The 13,282-nt window shown below is 69.0% G+C and carries 13 protein-coding genes; 8 read left to right on the top strand and 5 right to left on the bottom strand.

The window, feature by feature from the left end; all coding sequences use genetic code 11:
* Positions 1-179: 179 nt before the first annotated feature.
* Entirely contained in the window at positions 180-1,061 is an 882-nt protein-coding gene (locus ACH41F_RS05595; protein WP_391232244.1) for a SpoIIE family protein phosphatase, read from the top strand.
* 8 nt (positions 1,062-1,069) lie between these two features.
* Positions 1,070-2,092, top strand: a complete 1,023-nt coding sequence (locus ACH41F_RS05590; protein ID WP_398833203.1) for an MASE1 domain-containing protein — start codon at positions 1,070-1,072, stop codon at positions 2,090-2,092.
* Positions 2,093-2,218: 126 nt separating this feature from the next.
* Here the strand turns inward: ACH41F_RS05590 and ACH41F_RS05585 are convergent, their stop codons facing one another.
* Positions 2,219-2,578, bottom strand: coding sequence for a hypothetical protein (locus tag ACH41F_RS05585; protein ID WP_391232246.1), 360 nt, complete (start codon positions 2,576-2,578; stop codon positions 2,219-2,221).
* Positions 2,579-2,991: 413 nt separating this feature from the next.
* Between ACH41F_RS05585 and ACH41F_RS05580 the strand changes: the two genes are divergently transcribed.
* Positions 2,992-3,432, top strand: coding sequence for a hypothetical protein (locus tag ACH41F_RS05580; RefSeq protein WP_391232247.1), 441 nt, complete (start codon positions 2,992-2,994; stop codon positions 3,430-3,432).
* A gap of 170 nt (positions 3,433-3,602) precedes the next feature.
* Here the strand turns inward: ACH41F_RS05580 and ACH41F_RS05575 are convergent, their stop codons facing one another.
* Entirely contained in the window at positions 3,603-4,370 is a 768-nt protein-coding gene (locus ACH41F_RS05575) for a GNAT family N-acetyltransferase (RefSeq protein ID WP_391232248.1), read from the bottom strand.
* A gap of 1,001 nt (positions 4,371-5,371) precedes the next feature.
* Between ACH41F_RS05575 and ACH41F_RS05570 the strand changes: the two genes are divergently transcribed.
* The 4 genes from ACH41F_RS05570 to ACH41F_RS05555 all read left to right on the top strand — a co-directional run bounded on the left by ACH41F_RS05570 (position 5,372) and on the right by ACH41F_RS05555 (position 8,605).
* Positions 5,372-5,695: a MerR family transcriptional regulator gene (locus ACH41F_RS05570; RefSeq protein ID WP_391232249.1), complete on the top strand. Its 324-nt coding sequence runs from the start codon at positions 5,372-5,374 to the stop codon at positions 5,693-5,695.
* Between the two features lie 419 nt (positions 5,696-6,114).
* Positions 6,115-6,318 (top strand): cold shock domain-containing protein, encoded by a 204-nt coding sequence (locus tag ACH41F_RS05565; protein WP_391232250.1) that lies wholly within the window; start codon positions 6,115-6,117, stop codon positions 6,316-6,318.
* A 323-nt stretch (positions 6,319-6,641) separates the two neighbouring features.
* Positions 6,642-8,147, top strand: coding sequence for a DEAD/DEAH box helicase (locus ACH41F_RS05560; protein ID WP_398833200.1), 1,506 nt, complete (start codon positions 6,642-6,644; stop codon positions 8,145-8,147).
* Between the two features lie 53 nt (positions 8,148-8,200).
* Positions 8,201-8,605: a CBS domain-containing protein gene (locus ACH41F_RS05555; RefSeq protein WP_391232252.1), complete on the top strand. Its 405-nt coding sequence runs from the start codon at positions 8,201-8,203 to the stop codon at positions 8,603-8,605.
* A 174-nt stretch (positions 8,606-8,779) separates the two neighbouring features.
* On the opposite strand, the gene ACH41F_RS05550 is transcribed toward ACH41F_RS05555, so the two are convergent.
* The 3 genes from ACH41F_RS05550 to ACH41F_RS05540 form a co-directional block, all read right to left on the bottom strand.
* A complete protein-coding gene (locus tag ACH41F_RS05550; RefSeq protein WP_398833197.1) occupies positions 8,780-9,709 on the bottom strand; it encodes an ADP-ribosylglycohydrolase family protein in 930 nt (309 codons plus the stop codon).
* 112 nt (positions 9,710-9,821) lie between these two features.
* The gene (locus ACH41F_RS05545; RefSeq protein WP_391232253.1) at positions 9,822-10,940 is read right to left on the bottom strand and encodes a fatty acid desaturase; all 1,119 of its coding nucleotides are present in this window, start codon (positions 10,938-10,940) and stop codon (positions 9,822-9,824) included.
* Between the two features lie 7 nt (positions 10,941-10,947).
* Complete coding sequence (locus tag ACH41F_RS05540) at positions 10,948-12,003, bottom strand: FAD-binding oxidoreductase (RefSeq protein ID WP_391232254.1); 1,056 nt, start codon at positions 12,001-12,003, stop codon at positions 10,948-10,950.
* Positions 12,004-12,089: 86 nt separating this feature from the next.
* Here ACH41F_RS05540 and ACH41F_RS05535 point away from each other — a divergent pair, with 86 nt between their 5' ends.
* A complete protein-coding gene (locus ACH41F_RS05535) occupies positions 12,090-13,229 on the top strand; it encodes a helix-turn-helix domain-containing protein (RefSeq protein ID WP_391232256.1) in 1,140 nt (379 codons plus the stop codon).
* Positions 13,230-13,282 lie beyond the last annotated feature (53 nt).

Here is a 13,282-nt window from a genome sequence, read left to right as displayed (position 1 = left end):
GATGACCGCCTTCACCCATCGCATCCGTGCCCCGGCACCGCCGTCTCCGGTCGGTGCCGGGGCGCCTGCGTCAACGAGAGAGGGCCTTGGACCGGCGATTCCGAAAGTTCCGCTAGCATTCGATATGACTGCTTTTGGGCTAATGTCCGACAAAGGATGAACATTTTTCGGAGTGGCGCATGTCCCGCAAGGGCCCCGCGTACGACGGCGACGAGCTGCTGGCCAGGCTCGGCTCGCTGACTTCTCGGGCGCGTGAGCACGCGGAGCTACAGCGCTCCCAGGTCGAGCTGGCCATTGCCCTGCAGCGTGGCATGCTTCCCGCGGAGATGCCGACCGCGCCCGGCTACCACCTCGCGGTGCGCTACGCACCGGCCTTTCACGGCCTGAACGTGGGTGGGGACTGGTACGACGCCTTTCACCTCCCGGACGGCCGGATCGGGCTGTCCATCGGGGACGTCCAGGGCCACAACATAGAGGCGGCCGCTTTCATGGGGCAGGTGCGTGTCGGGTTGCGCGCCCTCGCCTCGGTGACGAGCGAACCCGGCGAACTCCTCGCGCGGACGAACGACCTCCTCCTGTCCCTCGGCACCGATCTCTTCGCCACCTGCACCTTTCTGCGCCTCGACCCGACCACCGGCGTACTGGAGAGTGCCCGGGCCGGGCACATTCCCCTCGTCTGGGCGACGGCGGACGGCAGGAGCGGTATCGGCGGCGACGAGGGCGGTCCGCCGCTGGGTGTTCAGGCCGGCACGACCTACCCCGTCACCTGTTACCGGCTCACCACGGGCGGCGTGCTCGTCCTGCTCACGGACGGTGTGGTGGAGGGGCCGTCCATGGAGCTCGGCCAGGGCCTGGACCAGGTCGTACGCCTTGCCGGGGTCGCCGCCGTGGCGGGCATGGACGCCGGCGCGCTCGCCACCGCCGTGATGCGGGGCGCGGACCAGGTGGGGCATGAGGACGACGCCGCCGTGCTCGTCGTCGGGTACGAAGGGGCCGAAGCTCAGCCGTGGGGCGGCATGCGGCCGCTCCCGCCTCGCCGGAGCGGCGGCCTCGGTGTCTGATGGCTGGTGTGGTGGGTACCGAGAATCTGCGCCGGGACGGCGTCTTCGCCCTCCAGACGCTGGCCGTCGCCGGTTGCTACTACGCCGCGGGACGACTCGGACTCCTCTGGAACCTGGCCGTCGAAGGGGCGGTGTTCACTCCCATCTGGCCGCCGACCGGTATCGCGGTGGCCGGACTGCTGATCTTCGGGCTGCGCGTCTGGCCCGGAATCGCACTCGGAGCCCTGCTCGTCGTCCTGCACCTCACCTCGCTCAGGCCCGAGGTGCTCGGGAACCTGGCCGGCAACACGGCCGCGCCCGTCTGCGCGTACCTCATGCTGCGTGCGGTGGGCTTCCGTACCGGCCTGAGCCGGTTGCGGGACGGTCTGGCGCTGGTGTTCCTCGGGGCCCTGACCGGCATGCTGATCAGTGCCACGGTGGGTGTCGGCATGCTCGTGGTCACGGACCGGCTGCACACCCACAGCTTCTGGGGGGTGTGGCTGGCATGGTGGGTGGGCGACGCGATGGGTGTCTTGATCATTACGCCGCTTCTGCTGGTGCTGTACGAGGCACGCTGGCCCCCGCCGCTGTCCCGTTGGCCGGAGGCCACGGCGCTGACGATCGTCACCTGCGCCGTCATGCCACTGGTCACCCACAGCAGGCTCAGCGTGCTGTTCCTCGTCTACCCGCTGCTGATCTGGGCTGCCCTGCGCTTCCAGCTGGTCGGCAGCATGCTCTGCGCTCTCATCGCGTCCGTCATGGCCACGGTCTCCGCCGCGGAGGAAGTGGGCCCTTTCGAAGGCCTGAACCAGATCGAGATGATGATCAAACTGCAGGCGTTCAACGGCACCATCGCCCTGACCGCCCTGCTTCTCTCTGCCGTGATGACCGAGCAGCGCAACACCCGGCGCTCGGTGGAGCGGGCCTGCCAGGAGCTTGTCGAGGTCCTCGAACATCTCACCGCGGGTGATGCGGCACGAGGCAGGCCGTCGCGGCCGAAGGGGGAGGCGGAGACCGACGACGGGCCCCGGCAGCGGGAGGGCGGACGTTGAACCTCGCGCCCGTGGCATGCCGCGCTGCCAAGTGCGGCTCACTGCCCCGGGTCGGGACGCCGCCCTACCGGCGCGCGCCGGTAGGGCCCTCGATGCGTTCCGTGCCGTTCTCGGCGCGGCGGCGGATCAGTGGTCGGAGTAGCTGAAGTCGCCCACGGTCCAGGCGCTGACGTCCTCGATCGCCACGCGGTACATCCCGCCCGTCTCCGGGATCCCCACGGTGCCCTGCAGGATCCGGGCGACATGGAAGTGCAGATGCGTGGGCGGCCCCTCCTCCTTCGTGGGGGTGTCGAAGACGGCGGAGAAATCGCCGAGGTCGGAGGAGTCCGCAAGCACCTCCGACACCCGCTGCCTCCACACGGCTTCGGGAGCCAGGCGACCGGTGATGACAGCACCACCGGTCACCACGGTCAGGGACATCTGATTACTCTGCCCGGACTCCACACGGGCGGCGATATCTACGATCAGCGCGTCAGGCTTCGACATGAGATCGGATTCTACGCACCGACCCGCTCGGGCAGGCCGAGTGGTGGCCCTACCTGGCAGAACAGGCGCGCGAGGTGCTGCTGCCGACGGGCGGAGGAGGACTGCGCTGGTGTCGACGCCACTGACTCGGCTTCCAGGAGTCCGCGGGATGACCAAGTCAGGCTGCCGACCGCAGCGTGCCTCGTACGGGGCGCCACCGTAAATAGCCGTCAGGCTTGCTCGGCGGCCGAGGAAACGGACCTGGTGACGGCCGCACGAGCGGGCGGACAACCCGCAGTTGGCGTAACGACCCTTGTGACACCAGTGACAGGACCGCGACAAAAAAGGCCACAACTGTCAGTGGGGCTTTCCGGTCTCACTCTGCGTGGACGGCAACGACCGGCCGTCCCGATGACATCAACAGGGGGAACACCATGAAGTCGATCCGCAACAAGGCAGTCACCGCCGGCGCCCTTGCCGTTCTGGCCCTGGGCGGCACGCTCGCCGCGACCACACCGGCCTCGGCCGCCACCACAGGCGCGTACAACGGAGCGTGCGGCCAGGGGTACGAGGTCTTCATGTCGACCCCGATCAACTCCTCGCAGACCACCGTGGCCGCCACCACGTACGTGGCCTACAGCTCCGCGGACGAGCAGTGGTGCGCTGTGACCGTACGCAACAAGCCCGGCGCCCGCGTGTTCATGGAGGTCACGCTGGACACCTGGCCGACCAGCAGCTCCCCGGCCAGGGACGCCGGCTCCTACACGACCTACGCCGGCCCGGTGTACAAGGACCTCCCCGACGCCGGTCAGTGCATGACCTGGAGCGGTTCGATCGACATCTACTACAACTCGGACAAGGGCCTGTGCCCGTGACCTGACGGCAGCCGACGTGGTCGACCTTCGGGTCGGTCACGCCGCTGACATGCAAGAGCAGAGCCCCCGGCGCGGCCGGGGGCTCTGCTCTGTCCGCGGGGTGCCGCTGACCAGAGTGTGCATTTCGGTGGCGTCCCGAGCGTGAACGGGCCCGCGCTCGGCTGGTGCTGTCAGGGTTGCTGCGCAGGCGGCAAGGAGAGGTAGAGGCGCGTGCCTTGCGGGCGGAAGCCGACGCGTTCGTAGACGCGGCGGGATCCTTCACCGGAGTACTCCAGCCAGACTGATCCGGCTCCCTGGGTGAACATCGCTTCGCTGAGCACGGCGGTGACCGCAGCGGCGATGCCGCAGCCACGGCAGGCGGGGCGGGTGCCGACGCCGGTCAGCTCTGCGGTGTTCTCGGCAGGAGGGGAGCAGGACGCCCCGCCGGCGATGCCGCCCCGTGGGTCACGCACGAAGCGCACCGCGCCGCCGCTCTGCTGGGTGTGACGCAGCCGGGCCGCGCCCTGTGGGGAGGGGGAGAAGAGGCCACCAAACGCTTCGGCCAAGGCGGCATCGAGCTCGGCGAACTCCTTGTCGGTGGTCGGGGTCTCCACCTGCGGGGAGTCGGGGGACTGGGGGAGCACCAGCGTGCGGGGTGTGCAGACGAGGTATTCGTGCGCGGCCTCGGTGCCGAAACCCGCCGCCCGCAGGGCCGGTGCCACGGCGGGGGCGGCCTGGGGGACGAACTCCAGGCGTGGCAGCAGACCCCGTTCCCGGAAGGCCCCGATGAGCGCGGCGACGTCCCGGGCCGTGGGTGCCGTGCCGGGTAGTGGCGTCGCGTAGTTCATGTAGGGGTTGTCGGTATCGGGGGTGAAGCCGGCTACGAAGCCGCCGGTCTCGACGACCACGGGACGGCGGCGGAGGTTGATGACGGCAAAGCTCTGGACCTGGGTGTCCATGGTGGGTATGACCTCACGGAGTCTCTGGAGGAGCCCCTGGTGAACTTGGGAAGTCCGGGGCGCGAGAGCGGCGATGCGTCAGGCATCGCGTCGTGGGGTCGCCGTAGCCAACAGCGTGGCCGGCTGAGGCTGCCGCGAAGCGGGGGCTCAGGGCCGACGGCGACCGCTGGGGGACGCCGAGCACATGGACTTCGTTCCTCACCGTGAGTGTGTCTGCGAGGTCGCAGCGTGCGGGACACGCTTCCACGACCAACCGCCATGGGCAAGCAGTTATTTGCGCTGCGGGCAGGGGGTGGCCGGGCTCTCCCCGGAGCCACCACCGCCGCAGTCTCAAGGGTGGGCTGGGACTTCAGGCGGGCCGCACCTGGCACACGCTGAGAGGCACTCAGGAAGGGAAGCTGTACGCAGTCTTCGCACCCGGGCTCGTCCCGATCTGGGCCGCCGACAGCCGGCCGCTCGCTGTTCCGTTCGAGGCGGACTACCTCATGGTCAAGGGCGCGAAAATCTACAGTGGCGAGAGTAGACATTGGATGCCCGGCCAGTTATGGTTTTTCTCGTAGCCGAGATCTAGAAGGGCCCGGCAGAGACGAACTGCCGGGCAGCAGTACGCAGGACGGTGCGGCAGTGGAGTTCCGAAGCCAGGGTTGTTGCATGACGGCGACGGGACTGACGGCCGGACCGGGTGGCCCGCAGTGATCAGGGGCCGCCACGAGCAGGACCGCAATACCAGTTCGGCAAGTGATTGATCAGAGGGAAGAACGGAGGAGCCGAGCGCCATCAGGATCGCCCGGACGAGTAGTGGGTCCGGGTACCGCAGGACATCGATAGTGAGGTGGTCTCCGGTCACGCATTCGCGATCCCCGCACCCCCGGCAGTGTTCAGGCCGAGCACGCGGAAACAGAAGGCCGGCGCATTACTGGGGCCGGCAGATGGTGTAGTTCCTTCGGGGTCCTGGTGCCGATGGCACCAGGACCCCTCCACGTGTTCCACAGAGAGGTGCGATGACGGCAGACGACTCCTTCGGGCGACTTGATGACGACGACTACCCCGCCTACACCATGGGCCGCGCTGCCGAGATGCTCGGGACCACCCAGGGCTTCCTTCGCGCCGTCGGCGAAGCGCGCCTCATCACCCCGCTGCGCTCCGCAGGCGGACACCGCCGCTACTCCCGCTACCAACTGCGCATCGCCGCCCGGGCCCGCGAACTCGTCGACCAGGGCACGCCCATCGAGGCCGCCTGCCGCATCATCGTCCTCGAGGACCAACTCGAAGACGCCCTGCGGATCAACGCCGAACACCGCCGCGCAGCCGAAACGTCCACGTGACCCGCAACCTGAGACAGTGCGCCACGGGGGTGCACGGGGCAAGCGGGGGGCGCGGCGGGCGGAAAATCGCCGCTGGAATAAGCGCTCTTTGAGCGCGTAAGCGAGACCCCTGTTCCTGAAACGCTGCGCTGCTGCTCGGCCAATATCTATGGCCGCGAAGTGAGAATTTGCCGCGTCGCGCAGAAAATATTGCTGCCGGGGTGGGCGGGGCTGGAGAATTTATCGGACTCGGTCCGCCATCCCGTGCTACTGTTGATCTCAGTTGCAGTTGTGGTTCCCAAAAACTTCAAACGCCTTCACCGGCATTTCAGCCGGTGGCGGTGTTTTTTTGCCGGTCATTTCCCGGACGGGGCATCATCGCGGCGACCCGGTTTCCGTGCATCGCGGGTCCCGGCGTACTGCCCAAGAGGAGATATGACATGGCTTCAGGCACTGTGAAGTGGTTCAACGCGGCCAAGGGGTTCGGCTTCATCGAGCAGGACGGTGGGGGCGCCGACGTGTTCGCCCACTTCTCGAACATCGCCGCCCGTGGCTTCCGCGAGCTGCTCGAAGGTCAGAAGGTCACCTTCGACATCGTGACGGGCCAGAAGGGCCCGACGGCGGAGAACATCGTCCCCGCCTGACGCTGACGCGCGCTTCGTAGCTGGGGCCCGCACCCCGAGGGGTGCGGGCCCCAGCTACGGACATTTCCCGCAGTGGTGCGACCTGCGGGACGAGAAATGTCCGCGGTCCCCTGTCCGGGGCGGGCACCTCGTCGAAGGCGCAACCGGTGGAACGTCCGGGATTTCACATTCCGACGACATTGAAAACTCTACCGATGCAATTAGCGCCAAATCTATCGCATTCCTCATTCTTTTTCATGTCCATTCGGTCCGGTCTTGTGATTCCCAGCGCTGCTTTCGCTGCGGGAATTCCTTGATACGTGCCGTATCAAGGAGGGTTCTCAATGAACTTTGCACGCACCACTGACCGTTCTTCCCGCCGCGGCCGCGGCGAGGCCGCCGCTTTCGGTACCGGCTCCGGCGCCAGGCGCAGCAGCCGTTTCGCCTCGTCCGCCCCGAAGGGTTCAGGGGGTCCGAGCCGTTCGGGCGGCTACGGCCGGCGGCCCGCAGCGGTTCAGGGGGAGTTCGCGCTGCCCAAGACGATCACTCCCGCGCTGCCCGCGGTCGAGGCGTTCGCTGACCTCGACATGCCCAAGCAGTTGCTGGCGGCACTGACCGTGCACGGCGTGAGTGTCCCGTTCCCGATCCAGGGCGCCACCCTGCCCAACACCCTCGCGGGCCGCGACGCCCTGGGACGCGGACGCACCGGCTCCGGCAAGACCCTCGCCTTTGGCCTGGCCTTGCTCGCCCGCACCGCGGGCCAGCGCGCCGAGCCCCGCCAGCCCCTGGCCCTGGTCCTCGTACCGACACGCGAGTTGGCCCAGCAGGTGACCGACGCGCTCACCCCCTACGCCCGCTCGGTGCAACTGCGACTTGCCACCGTCGTCGGAGGAATGCCGATCGGCAGGCAGGCCCATGCGCTGCGCAACGGTGCCGAGGTCGTCGTCGCGACACCGGGCCGGCTCAAGGACCTCATCGACCGCGGCGAGTGCCGGCTGAACCAGGTCGCGATCACCGTCCTGGACGAGGCGGACCAGATGGCCGACATGGGGTTCATGCCCCAGGTCACCGCGCTCCTGGACCAGGTCCGCCCCGAGGGCCAGCGGATGCTGTTCTCCGCCACCCTCGACCGCAATGTCGACCGCCTGGTCCGCCGCTACCTCACCGACCCGGTCGTCCACTCCGTCGACCCGTCCGCGGGTGCGGTCAGCACGATGGAGCACCATGTGCTGCACGTCCACGGCGCGGACAAGCACTGGACGACGACGCAGATCGCGGCACGCGAGGGCCGAGTGATCATGTTCCTGGACACCAAGCACGCCGTCGACCGGCTGACGCAGGACCTGCTCAGCAGCGGGGTGCGGGCCGCCGCGCTGCACGGCGGCAAGTCGCAGCCGCAGCGCACCCGGACCCAGTTCAAGACCGGGCATGTCAGCGTGCTCGTGGCCACGAACGTCGCCGCCCGCGGCATCCACGTCGACAACCTCGACCTGGTCGTCAACGTCGACCCGCCGACCGACCACAAGGACTACCTCCACCGCGGCGGTCGCACCGCGCGGGCCGGCGAGTCCGGGCGTGTCGTCACCCTGGTCACCCCCAACCAGCGGCGCGAGATGACCCGTCTCATGGATGCCGCCGGCATCGTGCCCCAGACCACCCAGGTCCGCTCCGGCGACGAGGCACTCAGCCAGATCACCGGCGCCCAGACGCCCTCCGGCATCCCCGTGACGATCACCGCGCCGGTCACCGAGCGGCGTCAGCGCAGCACGTCGCCGTCACGCGGCCGTCGTAGCCCCGCCTCGGCTGCCCGACGCAAGACCCGGCAGTCCACGCTCAACGCGGCGGCGTAAGGACTTCGTGTTCAGGTTCAGCACCCCTGGTCCACCTCTGTAGGAGGCACGTTTTGACGATGGTTCAGATGCAGCCCCGCTCGACAGGCGCCGACTTCGTTCCCAGGACGGTGGCCGACGCCATGGACACCGCCGGACCGCAGGTGTGCGACGACATGACCGTCGAGGTGGCCCTGTCCGTCATGGCCAGCGCCCGCACCACGCACCTGCTCGTCTGCGACAACGACGGCGTGTGCACCGGACTTCTCACGCAGGCTCAGCTCACCGCGGTCCGCGAAAGCGCCGTGTACACGGACCGGGTCCAGCTGCGGGACATCGCCGTCGACCCGGGGCCTTTCGCCTCTCCCGTGACCACGATGGCCGAGGCCGAGCATGCGATGCGCTACCGCAGCCTCCACGCCCTGCCCGTGGTGGATGCCCAGGGCAATGCCCTGGGCATCCTCGCCCTCGTCCGGTGATCCGCCTCGATCGCGGCAGAACCATCCCGTCGTTCTTCTCCCCCTTGCAGAAGGCATCCGCGATCCTCGGAGCCCCGGCGGCCGTGTGACCGACGTCGCAGCAGCGGCGAGCGGTGACGCTGCTGCCGCGGGCTGGAGTCCGTGGAGGGTGCCCGCGCCCGAGCAGCACCCGGCTCAGTGCCCGAGGCGGTGTGCAAGGTCGAGCAGATCTGCCAGGCGCAGCACCCGCCCGTCGAAGCCCGGGAGGGGGACATGGAGTGGCCGTGTCCAGCGGGCGGGGATGGCGTCCAGCCCGTAGTACGCCCCCGCGAGGCCTCCGGTGACCGCGGCGACGGTGTCCGTGTCGCCGCCGAGGTCGATCGCCGCGCGTATCGCGTCCTCGAAGTCCGCGGTGGTGCGCAGGGCCCAGACGGCGGAGCCCAGGCAGGGCCAGACGGCACCGTTGAACTCGGTCGCCTGATCGGGGTGCCAGTCAGGCGCGAGGACGGTGGCGTAACGGTCGCGGTGGTCGGGGTGGACGAGGGCCAGGATGTCCGGGAGCGCGGCGAGGGGGTCGGTCTCCTCCAACGTGAGACGGACGAATTCGTGGAAGATCGCGGTGCCCTCCCAGGCAGCGCGGTCGCCATGGGTGAGGGCGGCGATCCGACGTGCCGCGTCCATACTGGCTTCTGGGCCGGCGGCCGCGAAGTAGACCGCGGAGGTCGACGCCCGCATCAAGGAGCCGTTTCCCGCTGCTCGTTGGTTGACCTGGAAATGGATCGCGGCGGCGAGGTCCCAGGGCATGCCGTTGGTCAGGACGTCCTCGGTCTGCAGGCCGATGTCCTTCGGCTCTGACGCTGCCCACCGCTGGAAGCGGCCGAAGATGTCCGGCAGATCCAGGCCGCACCGCTCCAGCAACGACTCCGCGACCAGGACGGCCATCTGTGTGTCGTCGGTCGCCTCGCCGGGCTCCCAGCCACCGCCTCCGCACATCTCGCCACCGGCGCCAGGCACGGGAAACCGCGCGGAGAACGCTCCCTGGGGACCGAACTCGAACGGGCCGCCCAGGGCGTCACCCACCGCCGAGCCGACGACCGCGCCGGCCGCTCGCTGAATCCGCTTCATGCGCGGAGGCTATCCGCGGCCGCGCTTTGCCGCGCCGAACGGCGGTCGCAACAGACCTCACCGGACCCGGCGTTGGCGGGATCCGGTGAGAGGTCTGAGGCAATACCGGTGATCAGGCCGCGACGAGTTCCTGCTCGCGCACCGGTGTCGTGGCCTTGGGCTTGCTGTTCGGCAGCGAGAGTCGGATGACCTTGCGCCACGCCGAGAACACCTGCTTGGGCAGGGGGCCGGTCACGTACTCCAGCTCGTACTTCTCGAACAGCGCGCGCACCTTCACGGCGACCTCGGCGTAGCGGTTGCTCGGCAGGTCCGGGAACAGGTGGTGCTCGATCTGGTGCGAGAGGTTGCCGGTCATGAAGTGCATGGCCTTGCTGCCGCTGATGTTGGCCGAGCCCATCATCTGGCGCAGGTACCACTGGCCGCGCGTCTCGCCCCTGATCGACCGGCGCTCGAAGACCTGCACACCCTCGGGGAAGTGCCCGCACATGATCACCGAGTGGGACCAGATGTTGCGGACCAGGTTCGCGGTGAAGGTGGCGGCGAGCGTGGGGAGGAACGACGGGCCCGACAGCGCCGGGTGGATCACGTAGTCCTTGAGCACCTGCTTGCGGATCTTGCGGCCCACGGCCTTGGCCCGCTCGCGGAACTCCGGGTTCTTGCGGCGGCGCTTGCTCAGGTTCTTGCCGAGCTCCAGGTCGTACGCCGCGATGCCGTACTCGAAGAAGCAGGCGTTGATGAAGTTCCACAGCGGCTGACCGAGGTGGAAGGGGTGCCACTTCTGGTCCTCGTCGACGCGCATGATGCCGTAGCCGAGGTCGTTGTCCTTGCCGAGCACGTTGGTGTACGTGTGGTGCAGCTCGTTGTGCGAGTGCTTCCACTGCTCGGCCGGCGATACGTGGTCCCAGTCCCAGGTGGAGGAGTGGATCTTCGGGTCCCGCATCCAGTCCCACTGGCCGTGCAGGACGTTGTGGCCGATCTCCATGTTGTCCATGATCTTCGCCACGGACAGCCCGGCAGTGCCGACCAGCCACGCGGGCGGGAAGAACGAGAACAGCAGCACGCCCCTGCTGGCCAGCTCGAGCTTGCGCTGCGCCGAGATGACCTTGCGGATGTAGGCGGCGTCTTTCTCACCGCGGCTGGCGATCACTTCGTCGCGGATCGCGTCCAGCTCGCGGCCGAGCTCCTCGATCTGCTCCGCGGTCAGGTGGGCTGTGGGGTCGATAGCGGTCAAGGTGTTCCTAACGTTCGATGTCGCAAGGGCCCGCGGCAGCGGACACGCAGGTCTGGATGAGGACGCCCGGTTCGGCCTCGGTGATCTCGCCGGTGCGCAGGTCGCGGACGGCGCCCGCTTTGAGCGGCGTGATGCAACCGAAGCAGATGCCCATGCGGCACCCCGACGGCATGAGCACACCGGCCGCCTCACCGACGTCCAGCAACGGGGTCGCACCATCCGCGTCAACCGTCTTGCCGCTGGTGCTGAAGGTAATCTCGCCGCCGTCACCGGTGACGACGATGCTGGGGCGGAAGCGTTCGATGTGCAGGCGCTCCGGGACGCCGTGTTCGCTCCAGTGCTTCTCGGCGGCGTCGAGCAGGCCCGTGGGCCCGCAGGCCCAGGTCTCGCGCTCGGCCCAGTCGGGCACGAGCGCGTCGAGACGGGTGATGTCGAGGATGCCGTCCGTCTCGGTGTGCACCTCGGTGAGCCGCAGTTTGTCGCCCGCGACCAGGTCGTGCAGTTCGTCGCGGAAGATCACGTCCTGCGGCCGTGGCGCGCAGTGGACCATGACGACGTCGTCGAACGCGGTGTCGCGCAGCATGCCCATCACGGGCGTGATGCCGCTGCCGGCCGTCAGGTAGAGCACCTTGGCGGGCTTGGCCGACGGCAGCACGAAGTCGCCGGTGGCCTGGTCGAGCTGGATCAGTGTGCCCGGTCTCGCCTTGCGGACCAGGTGGTTGCTGACCTTGCCGTCCGGGATCGCTTTCACCGTGATCGTGATGCGGCCGTCCGGGCGGTTGGTCGGCGAGGTGATGGAGTAGGCGCGCCACAGGCGCACCCCGTCGACGTCGACCCCGATCCGTACGTACTGACCGGGCGTGTGGCCGCGCCAGCCCCGTCCCGGTCTGATCACGATGGTCGCGGCGTCAGGCGTCTCGGGGTGCACGGCCTCGATGCGCCCACGAAGGTCAGCGCCCGCGCGCAGCGGGCTGACCAGGTCGAGGTAGTCCGACGGCAGCAGCGGCGTCGTGACCATCTCGAGCAGTTTCCACGCCCTGCTGCGGAGGGCTGTACTCGTCATGTCTCCAGCTTGCTGCGCTTCAGGGCGTAAAGTCCTGTCCGTAGGACGTAAATCTGGACGGTTGAATTGTTCGCAGGGAACAAAACATGAGTCATGCGATCCAGCGGGCCAGCGAACTGGCCCTGGATGAGACGACGGTCGCCGCGCTTCGGGCCGCGGTGAGGACCACCGCGGACGAGGTCGTCCAGGCGATCATCGACGAGGTCCCTTCTTACGCCAACGCCCTCTCCGGCCGCATGGGTGGCACCATCCGCCGAGCCGTCCGCACCGCTCTTGGGCACTACCTGGACCTCGCCAGCGGGAAGGCCACGGGTGGCGACGCCGGTGACGCAGCCTACGAGCTGGGCCGCGGTGAGGTCCGCGACGGGCGCTCGATGGACGCGCTGCTCAGCGCCTACCGCGTCGGCGCCCGCGTGGCCTGGCGATGCCTGGCAGCGGGTGCCGTCCCCGCGGGCCTGCCCGCCGCCGAGGTCGCCAAGTTCGCCGAGCTGACCTTCGCCTACATCGACGAGCTCTCCGCCGCGAGCGCCGCCGGCCACGCCGACGAACTGGCCGCCCGGGGCCGGGCCCAGGAGCGCCACCTGGAACACCTGGCCCGCGACCTCCTCAGCGGCGCGAGCCCGGAGGTGCTGCTGGCCTCCGCCCAACGGGCCGGCTGGCAGCCTCCCGTCTCGCTGACCGCGGTGCTGTTGCCCGCAGCCCAGGCCCGACCCGCCTACCGCGTGCTCGATCCGAGCACTCTCGTCCTCGACGATCAACCGGACGCCACCGGTGTGCTGCTCGTCCCCGACGCCGACCGATCACATCTGCTGCGGCAGCTGACCGACCGCACCGCCGTTGTCGGCCCGGCCCGGCCGTGGACGCGTGCGTCCGCCTCGTACGCACGAGCCGCACGCGCGCGTTCCCTGTCCTCCGAGATCCGCGACACCGAGGACCACCTGCCCGAGCTGGTGCTGAGCGCCGACGCGGAGGCGTTCGCGGACCTGCGTGCCCGTGCCCTCGCACCGCTGCGGACCGTGCCCGAGGCGACCGCGCGGCGGCTGGAGGAGACGTTGCGGGAGTGGCTGCTGCACCAAGGCAGGAGGGAGGAGGTGGCGGCGGCGTTGTTCGTCCACCCCCAGACCGTCCGGTACCGCATGTCGCAACTGCGGGAGCTCTTCCCGGACCTCGCATCGCCCCAGCGGGTCCTTGAACTGACGCTGGCCCTGGGCCTTCGGGACAGCTGACGCGTGCCGCGTGAGCCGGCTGATGGGACCGAGGGCGAGGCGCGTCTCCTGGG

It is taken from the genome of Streptomyces sp. NPDC020489 (genome assembly GCF_044386545.1).
Taxonomy (GTDB): domain Bacteria; phylum Actinomycetota; class Actinomycetes; order Streptomycetales; family Streptomycetaceae; genus Streptomyces.
The sequence above is the reverse complement of the archived record's forward strand: the minus strand, read 5'-3'. Positions and strand labels throughout refer to the sequence as shown.

Excerpts from the sequence above, each read along its gene's own strand:
- ACH41F_RS05560 (WP_398833200.1), top strand. The coding sequence starts at position 6,642 with ATGAACTTTGCACGCACCACTGACCGTTCTTCCCGCCGCGGCCGCGGC.
- ACH41F_RS05565 (WP_391232250.1), top strand. The coding sequence starts at position 6,115 with ATGGCTTCAGGCACTGTGAAGTGGTTCAACGCGGCCAAGGGGTTCGGC.
- ACH41F_RS05535 (WP_391232256.1), top strand. The coding sequence starts at position 12,090 with ATGAGTCATGCGATCCAGCGGGCCAGCGAACTGGCCCTGGATGAGACG.
- ACH41F_RS05570 (WP_391232249.1), top strand. The coding sequence starts at position 5,372 with ATGACGGCAGACGACTCCTTCGGGCGACTTGATGACGACGACTACCCC.
- ACH41F_RS05585 (WP_391232246.1), bottom strand. The coding sequence starts at position 2,578 with ATGTCGAAGCCTGACGCGCTGATCGTAGATATCGCCGCCCGTGTGGAG.
- ACH41F_RS05595 (WP_391232244.1), top strand. The coding sequence starts at position 180 with ATGTCCCGCAAGGGCCCCGCGTACGACGGCGACGAGCTGCTGGCCAGG.
- ACH41F_RS05550 (WP_398833197.1), bottom strand. The coding sequence starts at position 9,709 with ATGAAGCGGATTCAGCGAGCGGCCGGCGCGGTCGTCGGCTCGGCGGTG.
- ACH41F_RS05540 (WP_391232254.1), bottom strand. The coding sequence starts at position 12,003 with ATGACGAGTACAGCCCTCCGCAGCAGGGCGTGGAAACTGCTCGAGATG.
- ACH41F_RS05580 (WP_391232247.1), top strand. The coding sequence starts at position 2,992 with ATGAAGTCGATCCGCAACAAGGCAGTCACCGCCGGCGCCCTTGCCGTT.
- ACH41F_RS05575 (WP_391232248.1), bottom strand. The coding sequence starts at position 4,370 with ATGGACACCCAGGTCCAGAGCTTTGCCGTCATCAACCTCCGCCGCCGT.